This is a genomic window from Chryseobacterium viscerum, from assembly GCF_025949665.1.
Lineage (GTDB): Bacteria > Bacteroidota > Bacteroidia > Flavobacteriales > Weeksellaceae > Chryseobacterium > Chryseobacterium viscerum_A.
This window is the reverse complement of sequence record NZ_JAPDFT010000001.1, coordinates 2161721-2177439: the sequence shown is the minus strand read 5'-3', so window position 1 is coordinate 2177439 and position 15719 is coordinate 2161721. Positions and strand designations below refer to the sequence as shown.

Sequence of the window (15719 nt, the reverse complement as noted above, 5' to 3'; positions counted from 1 at the left end):
TACATTGTTACATTGTTAAATTACTAGATTGTTAAATTGAATTAGTTCTTAGCTAAATATTCTGCTGTAGAAGTTCTGTCAGCTTTCATAGCGTCTTTTCCTTCTTCCCAGTTTGCAGGACATACTTCACCATGTTTTTGAACGTGAGTGTAAGCGTCGATTAATCTTAAGAATTCTTTTACATTTCTTCCAAGAGGCATATCGTTTACCGCTTCGTGGAAGATTTTTCCAGTTTCGTCGATAAGGTAAGTAGCTCTGTAAGTTATATTAGAACCTGTGAAAACTTCGTTTCCATCCTCATCATATTCAAAATCCTGATCAACAATTCCCAAAGTGTTTGCCAATTGTCTGTGAGTATCAGCTAAAAGTGGGTAAGTTACTCCTTCGATACCTCCATTATCTTTTGGTGTGTTCAGCCATGCGAAGTGTACTTCGTTTGTATCACAAGATGCACCGATTACTTTAGTGTTTCTTTTTTCGAATTCACCTAAAGCCTCCTGAAAAGCGTGAAGCTCAGTAGGACATACGAAAGTGAAATCTTTAGGGTACCAGAATAAAAGAACTTTTTGCTGGTTGTTTACTGCTTCATCAAGGATGTTGATTCTTAGATCGTCACCCATTTCCGACATTGCGTCAATTGTTAAATTTGGGAATTTTTTTCCTACTAAAGACATAATTTTCTGTTTTTATATTTAAATTTCTATTGCAAAGATATGAAAGATTCATCTATCGAACAAACAAATATTGATAAATAAAATCTATAATTGTTTTTGGCGTGTTGTTAAATAAAAAAGCCCTGATATCAGGGCTTTTGTTTATATTAATAACCAAATATTTCAGTTAAATTAAGTTTTTTTACTTCACCTAATTTCTTCATATCGGCCTCATTCACTTTGTCTTGGGAAGCCACAAGGCAGTATGTGTAGTTTTTATTCTTCATTTCCTTATCATGGAAAGAATTGATATCTGTGAAAGACAGTTTTGGTGCCTGTTCGTAGACGTTCTTTCTCATGTCAAAACTGTTTCCAAGTTTTTGAGATTTCAGATAAGAGAAGATGATTCCGTCCTGAGTGATTCTTTCAGAAGCAATTGATTTTTTCAATCCGCTTTTTGCTGTTTCGAATAGCTGCTCAGATTTTGGAAGGGTAGTCAAAAGCTCATTCATGGCCGTTGTAGACTCATTGAATTTGTCTGCCTGCGTTCCTACATATGCCATAATCATATCCTTATCTGTTTTCTTGCTAGGAAGTGCAAAATATGAGTATGTAGAGTAGGCAAGAGCTTTAGATTCTCTGATCGTCTGGAAAACAATAGATCCCATTCCGCCTCCGAAATAGTTGTTGAACAAACTTACGGTAGGAGTTGTAGAAGGATTATACTGGTCAGAATTTCTTACCCAGAAAACTTCTGCCTGCACCATATCATAATGAGCGAATAATACCTTGTTTTTATCTGTTGGGATCTGAGCGAAAGTTTTAGACTTAGGAAGATCTTTCAGGGCTGCAGGAAGTTTGTGGACAGGTTTTAATGATGCCACCACTTCGTTTCCTGATTTCGGACCGTAATACAGTACCTTATGTTTGAAATTGAAGAGGTCGTGAAGTACATTAATAAGATCTTCTGCTTTTAATGCATCAAGCTCAGCATCGCTTAGTACATTGTTGAAAGGGTTTTGTGCTCCATACTGTGCGTAACTTCTCAGTCCGGCCATGATGGTTCCTTTGTTTTGTTTCGCATTCGCTCTGGCTTTCTTCAGCCTTGTTTTGTAAGCATCAAGAGCCCCTTGGTCTGCCTGGCAGTTTTTAATCAGATCTTCAAATAAAGCAATTGTTTTATCAAAGTTTTCATTTAACCCTTCAAGAGATACATAAGTTTCTTCATTTCCAGCTCCTACATTAAAGCTTGAAGCAAGTTTGTAGAATTCTTTACTGATTACTTCTGAAGATTTATCTTTAGTTCCTAAATACTGAAGATATTCTGCTGCTATAGGAAGAATTTTGTTATTCCATTTTCCTGAATCAAAGTGATAATACATTCTGAATAGCGCGTTGTCTGTGTTTTTTACAGAAAGTATGTCTACATCAGCTAATTTGTTTTTAGCAATGTCTTTATCATAATTCAGCCATACCGGAGCGATAGGGTTTTCAGGCATTTCATCAATCTTCTTAAGGAATGGAGACTGGTCTTCTCTGTTTACAGAAACTGGTGTGATGGTTGGTTTGTCAACTTTCACGATACTCTTGTCTTCTCCTTTTCTTTTATAAACCGCAACATAGTTGTTATTCTGAAGATATTTGGATACGAAATCCATGATGTCTTTCTTTGTAAGCTTGGAAATTTCATCAACATATTCCAACGATGCTTTGTGGTCAATGTCTGAAGTAAATTCATCCATCAGAATACTTGCTCTTGATGAATATTTTTCATCCTTCTGAATAATACCTTTCTTTTCGTTGTTGACGATAGATTGAATAAGATCATCAGAAAAATCTCCTTTTCTTAATTTATCAATCTCCTGAAGAAGAAGATTTTTTACTTCATCCAGAGACTGTCCTTCAGTTGGTTTTCCTTGTAAAAGTAATACTGAATAATCTTTTAAAGCATAAGAGCCTGCATATGCTCCCAGTAATTTTTGTTTTTTTACCAGATCAAGGTCAATCAATCCTGCCTGTCCGTTGGTAAGCATATTTCCAACAAGGTTCAGCATTCTTGCGTCTTTCGTAGAAGCTCCTGGGAATCTGAAACCAAGCATTACATTTTCAGGATTAGGGCCTACAACTTCTTTTACAATAGGAGATGTAATTGCTTTTTCCTGTCCTACTTTATATTCAGGAATAGCTTTAGGTTTCATGTATGAGAAAGCCTTGTCAATCTTTGCAATTACTTCATCCGGATTAAAATCTCCGGACATAATGATTCCCATGTTGTTGGGAACATAATAATTGTTGTAATATTCTCTGATAGCATGCAGAGATGGATTTTTTAAATGCTCAATGGTTCCGATGGTTGTTTGTTTTCCATAGTTGTTGTTAGGGAAAAGATTGGCAAACATCGTATCAAAAACTTTATCTCCATCATCATCAAGAGATCTGTTTTTTTCTTCATATACCGCTTCAAGCTCTGTATGGAAAAGTCTTAAAACAGGCTCTCTGAATCTTTCAGCCTGCACAGCAAGGAATTTGTCAAGAACATTGGACGGCACATCTTCTGTGTACACTGTCTGTTCAAAGGAAGTGAAGGCGTTGGTTCCGTCAGCTCCCATACCAGCCATCATCTTGTCGTATTCATTGGCAATTGCAAATTTGGCAGCTTCTCCGGAAACCTTATCAATCTCTTTGTAGATTTCTTTTCTTTTAGCTTCGTCCTTAGTCTGGTTGTACTTTTCGTAAAGAGCATCAATCTGGTCTAAAAGAGGTTTTTCTTTCGCCCAGTCTTTAGAGCCAAACTGATTGGTTCCTTTGAAAAGCATATGCTCCAGATAGTGGGCAAGACCTGTGTGGTCTGCAGGGTCGGTTTTACTTCCTGCCTTTGTGGCAATATATGTTTGTATCCTCGGGTCCTTATTCGTAGGACTCAGGATAACTGTTAGTCCGTTCTTTAAGGTATAGTACCTTGCAGAAGTAGGATCATTGGTAACGTATTTGTACTTGTAGCCGCTAGAATTTCCTTCTTTCCACTGGAAATCCTGGCCAAAAGCATATCCTGCAAAACTTGCGGCTGCAATACTGGTTGCGATGGTTAGTTTTTTTAACAGATTCATTGCTGTTGTGCTTTATTTTTGGTTATTAATTTGTTAATTGAATTGTTCCAATAAATTTTTGATTCGTTTCATAGCTTCTCTCAAATCTTCCTCAGAAGCGGCATAAGAGAACCTGATACATTCCGGACTTCCGAAAGAGAATCCTCCAACACAGCCTACATGAGCATTTTCCAGAAGGAACATGGCAAAGTCATCAGAGTTTTTGATTTCGGTTCCGTTCAACGTTTTTCCGATATAGTGCGAAATATCCGGGAAGAAATAGAATGCAGCTTTAGGAAGTAATACTTTAAATCCTGGGATTTCTTTGATCAGTTCATACACAAGATCTCTTCTTTCTTTGAAAGCGTCAATCATATATCTGTATTCAGAAGGATCTGTTTTTAATGCAGTAATAGATGCTCTTTGTGCCATAGTGTTGGCTCCGCTGGTCATCTGTCCCTGTACTTTTTCACAAGCTTTTGCCAGCCATTCCGGACATGCAGAATATCCGATTCTCCATCCTGTCATTGCGAATGCTTTTGACATTCCGTTGATTACCGCTGTCTGTTCATAAACTTCAGGAAACTGTGCGATAGAAGTTGTTTTTGTTTCGTAATTGATATACTCGTAAATCTCGTCAGAAATTATTGTCACGTGAGGATATTTAGCGATAACTTTAGCGATTGATTTTAATTCGTCGTAGGTATAATAGCCGCCTGACGGATTACATGGAGAACTGAAAAGTACAGCTTTGGTCTTCTCTGTAATAGCTTCTTCAAGCTGTTCTGCTGTTACTTTAAAGTCTGTTAAATAAGATGTAGGAAGCATCACAGAAGCTCCACCCATCATTTTTACCATTTCATCATAGCTTACCCAATACGGTGCTGGAAGAAGAACTTCATCCCCATCATTGATAATGGATGCAAGAACATTCAGAATAGCTTGCTTAGCTCCATTTGAAACACAGATCTGAGTAGGTTTGTATTCCAGGTTATTATCTCTTTTTAATTTGTAAGCGATAGCCTCACGCAGTTCCAGAAATCCAGGCACAGGAGAGTAATGGCTGTAGTTTTGGTTGATGGCATCAAAAGCTGCCTGTTTGATATTGTCCGGAACATCGAAATCCGGTTCACCAAGAGTTAAGCTGATCACATCTATTCCACTGGCTTTCATTTCTCTGGCTTTGTTTGACATTACAAATGTCTGTGAGTATCCTAATCTTTTTACTCTATCTGAAAGTTTGTCCATCTATTTTTTGAATTTTAACAAATATATAATAAAAACGTTTTGCGGGAATAATAAAAGTGGGGCTAGTTTGAAGATTTTTGTCAGGTTTTGATCAATTGTATTCTGTTACTAAATCATTATGCTTTTTTGCAGTTGGGCAATTGTCAATCTGTAAAAAGGGTAATTCATCATAAAAAATGACTTCTGAGACTCAGGGTTTTGTATCTTTAAAGAATCTAAGACCTATCCTATGAAATATTCCCTTTTTTTATTGCTGATTTCCTGTGCTGCTTTCTCTCAGAAATATTCAAAAGATGATGAAGTGAAAAAATATGTTAAGCAGGTAAATGAAGATTCGTTAAAATCATACATTGGTAAGCTGGTAAGTTTTGGAACGAGGCATACTTTAAGTACAACAGATGATCCAAAACAGGGGATAGGAGCCGCAAGAAACTGGGTTATTAAAAAATTCAATGATTATGCAAAAAATTCCGGAGGCAGAATGGAAGTGTATCTTCAGCAGGAAGATGTTCAACCGGATGGCAAAAGGGTTGATAAACCGGTCAGTCTGGGAAACGCCGTTGCTTTTCTGAAAGGTACAGATCCCAATGACAAAAGAATCTTTCTGATTGGCGGGCATCTTGATTCAAGGGTGACGGATGTGATGAACAGAACTTCCACAGCACCCGGAGCCAATGATGATGGCAGTGGAGTAAGTGCCATTATTGAATCTGCAAGGATATTAAGTAGATCTTCATTTCCGGCCTCCATTATCTTTGTGGCTTTTTCCGGAGAAGAGCAATCTTTGCTGGGATCTAAACAATTGGCAGAAAAAATTAAAAGAGAAAATTTACAGCTGGAAGCCGTTCTGAATAATGATATGATTGGCAATCCTAAAGCAGGAGAAACAGGAGAAATCAATACCCGTATACTCCGTGTATTCAGTGAAGGCCTGCCGTATAGAGATTTAGACAAAAAGGCAATGACGATCAGGAATCTGGGTTTTGAAAACGACAGTGAATCCAGACAGCTGGCAAGATATATCAAAGAAATTACGGAACAATACGTTAAAGGACTTGAAATAAAACTGATCTACAGAAATGACAGGTTTTTGCGTGGAGGAGACCATACCAGCTTTGTTAATAACGGATTTCCTTCCGTAAGATTGACGGAGTACTATGAAAATTATGATCATCAGCACCAGGATATAAGAGTGGAGAATAATAAACAATATGGTGACCTTCCGGAATTTATAGATTTTAAATACCTGAAAAAGAATGTGACTGCCAATATTGCAGTACTTGCTAATCTTGCAAAATCTACTTCAAAACCTGAGAAAGTGGAAATGGATGTTAAGGAATTGACGAATTCCACAACGTTACATTGGGAAAAACCAAAATCAGGAACTCCTGCAGGATATTATGTGCTGGCAAGGGAAACAGACAGCCCGGTATGGCAGAAAAAAATATTTACAACAGGGCTTTCTATTAAAGTTCCGCTTTCCAAAGACAATTATATTTTTGCCGTACAGACAGTCAGCCAGTCCGGGAATCTGAACGTGCCTGTAATTCCGGGAATTGCGAAGTGATGATCTCTGTTGAAAAACTGGGATCAGGGCCTGCCGGGAAAAGTAGATTTGAATACAAGAGAAATAAAACTTATTTTTGCTGTTTATAATAATTCACATGTCTGCATCGTTACTATTAAAATATTTCCCGGATCTTACTGAAAAACAGAAAGAACAGTTTTCAAAATTGGAAAATCTGTATAATGAATGGAATGAAAAGATCAATGTAATTTCCAGAAAAGATATGGAGTCTCTGTATGAAAAGCATATTCTGCACTCTTTGGGAATTGCAAAAGTGATGGAATTTGCACCGGGAACGAGAGTCCTGGATATCGGAACCGGAGGCGGTTTTCCAGGAATTCCTCTGGCGATCCTGTTTCCTGAAACAGAATTCACTCTGATAGATTCTATCGGTAAGAAAATCAGTGTGGTACAGGCTGTAGCAGAAGGCGTAGGATTGACGAATGTAACGGCTATCCACGGAAGAGCAGAAAAGCTGAAAGAAAAATTCCACTTTGTAGTCAGCAGAGCGGTAACCCAGATGCCGGAATTCTTAAGATGGCTGAAAGGGAAGTTTGAAAAAGAACAGTTTAACCCTAAACATAACGGGATTTTATATTTAAAAGGCGGTGATCTTGCAGAAGAACTGGCCGGAATTAAATGTGAAATTTTCAACCTTAAACACTATTTTGATGAAGAATTTTTTGATACTAAAAAAGTAGTTTATGTATCAAAAGGTAATTTTAATTCCTGATTTTTATGTAAATAAGGAATAATTTTTGCTAATATTTGTTAATAATCAGAAAATTGAAGGTTATGAAACAACTTTTAAATATTGGATTTTCAGTATTACTGTTTGGCGGGCTTCTGGTTTCGTGTAATGATGACGATTACCATACAATCGAATCTATCGATAAGATCAAAATAGACAGCGTAAAAATTGTCAATGATACTATGGACGTTTTTGCGATACAGAGCATCAAGACTTATTCCACCTATCCATCTCATTGTGATGGCTTTTATGGCTATGATTATATTTACAATACTAATCTTGAAAGAACGGTTACTTCCTACAAATATATCACAAACGGACCTTGTACGCAGGGAAGTTATGTAGGAGCCAATCAAATCAATTTCAGCCCGCAGAGAAAAGGAACCTATACTTTTAAGTTCTGGAACGGAGGAAATAACTGGATTACAAAAACAATTGTGGTAGAATAATGAGGTTTACTTTTGTGTTGTGCTTATTGGCAGCTGAGATGGTATTCGGGCAAAAGATTACCTGGGAAGAAGGCAGAAAACTTACCTGGGATAATTTTAAAAGCCCGGTGAATAAGAAAAAGAATCCAGATGTAGCGGCGTATACCCATTGCGGCTGGGAATTTTCCTCTATAAAATCTTCCAATCCAAAAGCGCCGGTTACCATTACCATTAAAACGATATTTAACGAAGAGAAATCCTGGAAGGATGTTAAAAAAGCAGATGATTACATCCTGCTTCACGAGCAGAAACATTTTGATATTGCAGAATTATTTGTAAGAAAATTCAGAAAGGCAGTCGCTGAAAAAATCAGAACTTCCGGTGATTATAACAAATATTTCAAAGCAATTTATGATGGGATATCCACCGATTATCAAAACTTCCAGATGGCCTATGACAGAGAAACCCGTCACGGGATCAATAAAGAAAAACAGGCAGAATATAATAATACGATTTCTGAACAACTAGACAATTTAAAAAGCTATCAAGCCCCTTGAAATTCCTCAATAAGATCATTCACGAACTGCTAGCGCAAAACCCGGACCTTTCTGCGTTTAATATCATTCTGCCCGGAAAACGTCCCATTGTGTTTATCAGGCAGATCCTGGAGGAAAACAATTATTCAGGGCTTCTTCCCAATTTTTTTACCGTAGAAGAACTCATCAATAAAATTGCTGATCAGCAACCCATTCAGGGGATTCCGCTGTGGCTTTTCTCATTCGATGTGTACAGAAGTCTGAATCTTATTCCTAGGGATGATTTTTCGGACTTTTTGAAGTGGTTTCCTACGTTGCAGAAGGACTGGGATGATATTCTCAAGTTTTCAGACAGTGATCAGGCTGTTCTTCAGTATATGTTTGACGAGGAAAGGATCAAAGAATGGGCTCAGGATCTCGGTGAGGATGATGATGTCCCAAGAAAGAAGTTCCTTAATTTCTGGCAGAATATGAATGTTTTTCTCCCTGTTTTGAAGGAGAGACTGCAGGAAAAGAACTGGGCGACTTCGGGGATGATTCATGAGGCTGCGAAAGCTAAGATTGGAGATTTTGCTGAAAATACCAAAGAAGAGTTTGTCTTTTGCGGGTTCAATGCCTTTACCCCGGTGGAGGAAAAGCTGGTAAGAAGTCTTTTGAAATGGAATAAAGCGCAATGTTTCTTTCAGGCAGATCATTATTATTTCGATGACGAAAGACAGGAAGCCGGAAAGTTTCTGAGAAACCATAAAACCTGGAAAGAATTTGATGAAAACAGGTCTTTTCAATGGATAGAAGACGACTTTAATCAACCGAAAAAAATCAAGGTATACGAAGTATCCGGGAATGTAACCCAGACCAAAGTACTGCCTGAAATTTTTAAGGAAATCAATAATAAAACCTATTCCAATACAGCAGTGGTATTGCTGGATGAAAACCTTCTTCCTGCAAGCCTGGATGTAATGCATGGTGTTGATAATTTGAATATTACGATGGGATTCCCATTGAAGAACTTATCTTTCTCCAATGCTGTGAAACGTCTTTTCTATCTGCAGAAACAACTGGAAAAAAACAAATCTTCCTATTACTACAGAGATGTTTTCCCCATTCTGGAAGAGCTTCCTAAATCTGATGAAGACGAGCTTGTTATCAATGATTTTAAAGCCAAAGTAGAAGAAAGGAATATTGTTTATATTTCTAAAAAGCTTCTTCATGAGTTGCTCAACGGGCTATCATACTTTAATCTTCTTCAGAAAGCTGAGGGAACAAATAGGTATCTGGATATGCTGATTACGTTCTGCCAGCAGGTAAAATGGCTGGAAATAGACGATATTCAGTATGAGAATGTTTCTCACTTTGAAAATGCATTCAGAATTATCAAAAATCAGCTGACTCCCTACAGTATTGAAATTAAAATGGAAACGCTGGAAATCCTGATCAACCAGCATATCAATTCTGAAAGTATCGATTTTCAGGGAGAACCGTTGAGAGGATTGCAGATTATGGGATTGCTGGAAACCCGTCTCCTGAATTTTGAAAACGTTATCCTGCTTTCTGTGAACGAAGGAAAACTACCGCTTGGTAACTCTCAGAATACCTATATTCCTTTTGATATCCGAAGGTATTTTGATCTCCATACTTTCCTGGAAAATGACAGTATTTATGCTTATCACTTTTACAGGCTGATTCAGGATGCGAAGAATGTTCATTTACTGTACAATGCGTTAAGTTCAGGAGTGAATACTGGAGAGAAAAGCAGGTTCATCACACAGATTGAAATGGAAAGTTCGCATGAGATCGAGCACCTGATTATCGAAAATTCTTCTGAGCCAATTACCACAAAACCTATAGAAATTTCCAAAACGCAGATTGTACAGGAACGTCTTCAGAAATGGAAGGAAAAAGTATCTGCATCCCACCTTACAAGCTACCTCTATAATCCGATTGATTTTTATCTTTCCAAGATTTTGAATACCTCGGAAACGGATGAAATTGAAGAAGAGCTTTCTGTGAAAAATTACGGAAATCTGGTCCATTATTCACTTCAAGAAGTGTATGAGGTATTGAAAGGTAAAGTTTTAAAAGAAAGCGATTTAAAAGATTCAGTTAAAGCAATAGATCATTATATAAATATTGCCATTGAAAAACTGAAACACCAGCCGGAATTCTATGAGAAGGGAATGAATTATATTCATAAAGCCATTGCTAAAAAAGTGATTGAAAATATCCTTACTCATGATCTTGAATTGATAAAACAGGGAAACAAACTAGAGATTATTGATATCGAAAGAAAGTTTGAAAACATCGATTTTCCTCTTGACGGAAATGACAAAATTTCTTTTTTCGGATTCATCGACCGGATTGATAAACTGAACGGGACTTTAAGAATCATTGATTATAAAACGGCCAAGATCAAAAATCTCAGCGTGAAAATTGATGGAGACAATGTAGATGAATATTTCCATAACAGTGAAAGAAAACAGGCGCTTCAGCTTTGTATTTATCATTATGTGGTGCAGCATCTTCCTGAGTTCTGGGGATACCCTATCGAAACGGGAATATGGAGCTTTGCAGATGCTAAAAAAGGAATGGTATCACTGCAGTTTGACAAAGGAAATATTGATGATGCCATGAAATCAGTGAAAAGTCTGATCCTTGAAATCCTGAATCCGGATGTTAATTTTGTTGAAACTATAAAAGCATATTAAAATTATTTAATATTGATTCAATGGTTTGTATTGCTTGAAAATCAATATGTTATTTTTTTAAAGTAATACACGGAAATACATTTATTTAGTTCACAAAAACGTCCGTAAAGCAGGTAACTTTTTTGTGTATCTTTACTCCTTATAACTTTTAAAGTTTCAATCGGATACACCAAGAATCAACAATGAAAAAGATCCTGATATTTTTTGCCATAGCTTTCTCTCTTATTACCAAGTCTCAGCAAAAGAATGATTCCTTGAATATTGCGCTTCAGAATGTGACCAAAGACACTAAATTCGGTCTTGCTCTCAGTGGTGGAGGTGCAAAAGGTTTTGCACACATTGGGATTCTAAAGATGATCGATTCATTGGGAATCAAGGTGGATTACATCACAGGAACCAGTATGGGTGGTATCCTGGGCGGTTTGTATGCGATGGGATATAATGCCGACCAGCTGAAGCATACGATCTATAAAATGGACTGGAACAGGATTCTGAGCAATAAAATTCCTTACAGCAAAGTCAATATCAGTGAAAAAGACGAATATGATAAGTATATTCTTGAATTTCCGGTAGTAAAAGGATTTCCAACTCTTCCAGGCTCGTATATTGAAGGACAGTACATGGGAGAGGTTCTTAATACACTTACTTTCAATGCAAAACATATCAATGATTTCAGCAAACTGAAGATACCTGTTCAGCTTACTTCTTCCGATATTGAAAACGGAGGGCTGGTGATGCAGAAACAAGGCTCTTTACCACTTGCTATTCGTGCTACATTGGCAATTCCTGCGGCTTTTGCACCCGTTTATATTGATGGAAAGCTTTTGGTAGATGGCGGATTGGACCGTAATTATCCAGCCAATGAGGTTAGAGAAATGGGAGCGGATTTTGTGATTGGAGGATATACGGGCTTCAGGCTTTTTACCAAGAAAGAGATTGAAAATCCGATGAAAATGATTTATCAGACGCATGCCATCCGTTCGGTAGAGGATTTTAAACATCAAAAGGAGCTGTCTAATGTATTGGTAGACTTTGTAGATCCATTGGGTGATATTACGACGAAGGATTTTGCCAAATTCAGGAGGATCATCAAAATTGGAGAGGTAGAAGCGAGAAAACACCTTCCTGAGTTTGTAGCCCTGGCAGAAGCTCAGCGGAAAGCAGGAATCCAATATGAACATCAGATGATTGCAGAGGTGAAACTGCCTACTACAAAATTTACTTTTAACGAAGAAGACGGAACTCCTATCAATGATGCCGCGGAGATTGAAGTGCTTAAAAAGCAAATGGGGCTGACGGAAGGGAAGTATTACGATGCAAAAACCGTAAATGAAGCAATAGACAGAGTCTTTGGAATGCGCCAGTATGTAAAGGTGTATTATACCTATACGAATGAAAATGATGGTCTTGTGATGAATGTTTTTGTGAAAAGAGCAAAAAAAGGGGCTTTTAAACTGGCTCTGCATTATGACACGGAACAATCGGTAGGAATTATTGTTAATTATACTTACAGGAATATCCTTCTGAACAGATCCCGATTTCTGGCAACCGTAGATATTTCCGAACGTTTCAAGGCTAAACTTGCTTATCAGCAGTTCCTTGATAGCGGAGAGCGTTTGTGGCTGGATTTGGAAGCTAAGATGGTTAATCTTAAGAGTAATGATCTGAACTTCAGATTGTATGATGTAAGCGAAGATGGCAGCGATCGTTTTCCTAACCATATGTACCGTAATATCACCGGAAAGATTGCTCTGAATTATAATATTACTCCAAATGCCTACTTATCATTGGGAACGGAGTTCAGCACCGAAAGAATGTACAGCTTACTGGATAAAGTGGATCAGGCCAAAGTGGATAATTACAGTAAGAAATTATATAACCATAGCAATTTCAATACATTCCTGAAGTTTGAACAGAATAATCTTAATAAAAGATATTTTACAACAAGAGGAAATCATCTTCAGGTAAGCACAAGATTTTATTATGGTGACAGGTACCAGCTTTATGATCTGAATACAGTACAGCCGCTCCTGTATCTGATACTTAATCCAAAAGAATCTTATTATTACGAACCTGAAAACCTCGTTTCATTTACTTTAAATGAGAACTTTTTTTACCCTATCACAAGAAGACTGACTGTCAAAGCAAATGTGTTTTTGGGGGCAAATTTCGGATCAGGGAAGGAAGGCAAGGTTCCATATCTTTTCCTGAATCAGAAATACAATCTTGGAGGAAGTGAGTATAATTATGATCTCTTAAGCCCAGAGTTTAATGGCCTTCGCCAGAAAGAGCTTCCTATGACCTCAGTTGCTAAAACAGCAATATCATTGCAGTACAGGATTATGAAAAGACTTTATCTTACCCCTTCCTTCAGCTATGGTAAAGTGAGTGAGGAGCTTTCTCCTTTTAAGGACAGTTTCGATATGTTTGGATATGGAGTAAACCTTGGATACGAATCTCTTATTGGTCCTATCAGTTTAAATGTTTCCAGAAACAGCCAGCTTGATTTTTCAAGAATATACTTTAGCGTCGGTTTTAAATTTTAAGCATCAGTTAGAATTTTTATCTTAATTAAATAATGTAAGTAAGGTTATTTATGATTTTGTATATCAGTTGTTTGTTGATATAAAAAAGCACTTCATTGCTGAAGTGCCAAAAATTAACTTGAAATGAGATATGAAGAGTGATTGATTTTACAGTTTTACTTTTTTATTAATAATTTTTCCATTAGAAAGCGTGATTTGTACCAGATACACGCCAGATTCTAGGTTTCTGGATTCAAATAAAGGTTTATTGACTTCCTGCTGAACGATCAGAGTACCGGAAATACTGTAAATGCTGATGTTTTTAATGTCATTGGCGGATTTTGCAATGATCTGCTGTTTCTGAGCATAAATATCAGTACTGCTTTCTGATGATGGAGTATTGCCAACAGCTTTATTGAACTGAAGATTGTAATATGGCGTAACTACTTCAAGCGTATAGTTTTTATTTTCCAGATCCTGAAGGTTGATTCCTCCGGCTTCACGGTACTGTTTTTGAGAAATGCTTTTTACCAACGTTTTATTTTCATCAAAAATATTCACAGCAGTAAGTTCTTCCTGATCAACTTTTAATTGTAAAAGCGATGCATTTGCTGATTGTACAATCTCGTTTTCAGCAATTTCTTTAGGGGTATTTTTGATGTACGGAATTATTTTATTTTCATTATTTTCCGATATTTTCAATAGATAAACTCCGTCTTTTAAAGTTGATAAGCTGCGGTCATTAGCTGTTCTGCTTTGAGCTTTTTCTTTGTTAAAATCCGTAATTTCAACCAATTGCATGCTGCCCAAATCCGGTTTGATCTGTGAAGATAGCAGGGAAGGCTTTTCATTCGTTTTCTCAGCTGACTGCTTACCGAAGATAGACCCTGCAATAGCCCATTCATTAAGAAGCCCGCCACTTCGTAAAGTATTGAATTTGGCATTGGAAGCTAGAGTAAAGGGAAGAATTCCTCCTACGTGCCCAAGCGGTCCCCAGTAGAAAGAATCCAGCTTGTATTTATTCAGATCCCACCAAGGATAATATCCGCGCTGAACATCTATGGTTTTGGAAGTGTTTTCAGGTGGAATAGCTAAATCGACAGTAGAATGCCCCAATGTCATAGGTGTTTTGTTGTACCAATCGTACACATCTTTAGGTTTCATGCACTGTCTCAGCTTGTTATTGGGATTATTGGTGACATCATTTACGAAGCTGGTTGTAAAGAGTTTTCTCCATATTACAGGGCCCCATAAAAGTCCGCCATTATCCTGTACAACATGATAGTTGTATTTATCAAGGTATTCTGCAGAAATAACTTCTGAAATATTGCTATTGTATGTTTTATATCCCGTATTGTTGCAGGTGTGAAGAACATTGGCAAGGAATGAGGTAAACGGGTAAATATCTTTTTCCAGAACTCCTTTATTTAAAGTCACACCGGAGAAATCATACGGTCCGTCTCCCATATAAGCATATTTGAATTTGATATTATTGGGATTTGAAATGCTTAATCTTTTTAAAGTAGACATCGCAGCATGGGCCCCCTGGGAATATCCGGCTAAAAAGTACTCATCATAGCGTTTGACACCCAATTGAGCCAGTACTTTATTAGCAGCGGTAATGAAATCAATGGTAGCGCCTGCTTCTGTGGCATAATCTACATAAGGGTGTACTCCGTCTCCGGTTCCCATCCCTACATAATCAGGAGCCATTAAAATATAGCCATTGAGGACGTAAGACAATTCAACAACAAAGCCTGCTGTTAATGCTCCTTTGAAATTAGACGGAACATTATTTCTGCTGTCTGTTGTGCCATGATCAGATACAACTGTTGATAATTTGAATCCTACATTGGGATACATTAGCAGTCCGGTAGCTTTTACAAGAACATTGTTTTCGTTTTTGGTGTAATAAGTAATCTTGTAGCCCTTTAAGCCCACATTAAAACTGTTCAGATAGCTGGCAAATTCCGGAGCATCCTGATCACCAAGATTATTGGAGATAAAATTGATGACTCCCTGTGGCGTTAAATCCAGTTTCTGTTCTGCACTTACAACATCTCCAGCCTGCTGTGCAAAGTAGAATGGAGCGGTAAGACCTAGTAAAAAAGTTGTGATTTTTCTCATATTGATATATTTTCTATGGTATTAAGGTAATAACTTTAATAAATCTTTGAAAATATTGCAACATCAACAATTATTCATTGAATATCAATTCTC

10 protein-coding genes are annotated in these 15719 nt (G+C 37.2%); 6 read left to right on the top strand and 4 right to left on the bottom strand.

Annotated elements, in window-relative coordinates; genetic code table 11:
* Positions 1–41 precede the first annotated feature (41 nt).
* The 3 genes from OL225_RS09920 to OL225_RS09910 form a co-directional block, all read right to left on the bottom strand.
* Positions 42–674 (bottom strand): peroxiredoxin, encoded by a 633-nt coding sequence (locus OL225_RS09920; RefSeq protein WP_264518127.1) that lies wholly within the window; start codon positions 672–674, stop codon positions 42–44.
* Between the two features lie 146 nt (positions 675–820).
* The gene (locus OL225_RS09915; RefSeq protein WP_264518126.1) at positions 821–3760 is read right to left on the bottom strand and encodes a M16 family metallopeptidase; all 2940 of its coding nucleotides are present in this window, start codon (positions 3758–3760) and stop codon (positions 821–823) included.
* Positions 3761–3793: 33 nt separating this feature from the next.
* A complete protein-coding gene (locus tag OL225_RS09910) occupies positions 3794–4987 on the bottom strand; it encodes a pyridoxal phosphate-dependent aminotransferase (RefSeq protein ID WP_264518125.1) in 1194 nt (397 codons plus the stop codon).
* 229 nt (positions 4988–5216) lie between these two features.
* Here OL225_RS09910 and OL225_RS09905 point away from each other — a divergent pair, with 229 nt between their 5' ends.
* From OL225_RS09905 to OL225_RS09880, 6 genes are all read left to right on the top strand, one after another.
* Positions 5217–6554: a M20/M25/M40 family metallo-hydrolase gene (locus OL225_RS09905; RefSeq protein WP_264518124.1), complete on the top strand. Its 1338-nt coding sequence runs from the start codon at positions 5217–5219 to the stop codon at positions 6552–6554.
* 97 nt (positions 6555–6651) lie between these two features.
* On the top strand, positions 6652–7287 hold the full coding sequence (rsmG, locus tag OL225_RS09900) for a 16S rRNA (guanine(527)-N(7))-methyltransferase RsmG (RefSeq protein WP_047375341.1): 636 nt from the start codon (positions 6652–6654) through the stop codon (positions 7285–7287).
* A gap of 62 nt (positions 7288–7349) precedes the next feature.
* On the top strand, positions 7350–7754 hold the full coding sequence (locus OL225_RS09895) for a hypothetical protein (protein WP_047375340.1): 405 nt from the start codon (positions 7350–7352) through the stop codon (positions 7752–7754).
* Positions 7754–8290, top strand: coding sequence for a DUF922 domain-containing protein (locus OL225_RS09890; RefSeq protein WP_047375338.1), 537 nt, complete (start codon positions 7754–7756; stop codon positions 8288–8290). Before OL225_RS09895 ends, OL225_RS09890 begins: the two co-directional genes overlap by 1 nt.
* Positions 8287–10974, top strand: coding sequence for a PD-(D/E)XK nuclease family protein (locus OL225_RS09885; protein WP_264518123.1), 2688 nt, complete (start codon positions 8287–8289; stop codon positions 10972–10974). Before OL225_RS09890 ends, OL225_RS09885 begins: the two co-directional genes overlap by 4 nt.
* 182 nt (positions 10975–11156) lie before the next feature.
* Positions 11157–13520, top strand: coding sequence for a patatin-like phospholipase family protein (locus OL225_RS09880; protein WP_264518122.1), 2364 nt, complete (start codon positions 11157–11159; stop codon positions 13518–13520).
* A gap of 147 nt (positions 13521–13667) precedes the next feature.
* Here OL225_RS09880 and OL225_RS09875 read toward each other — a convergent pair whose 3' ends face one another.
* On the bottom strand, positions 13668–15626 hold the full coding sequence (locus OL225_RS09875; RefSeq protein WP_264518121.1) for a T9SS type A sorting domain-containing protein: 1959 nt from the start codon (positions 15624–15626) through the stop codon (positions 13668–13670).
* Positions 15627–15719: the final 93 nt, after the last annotated feature.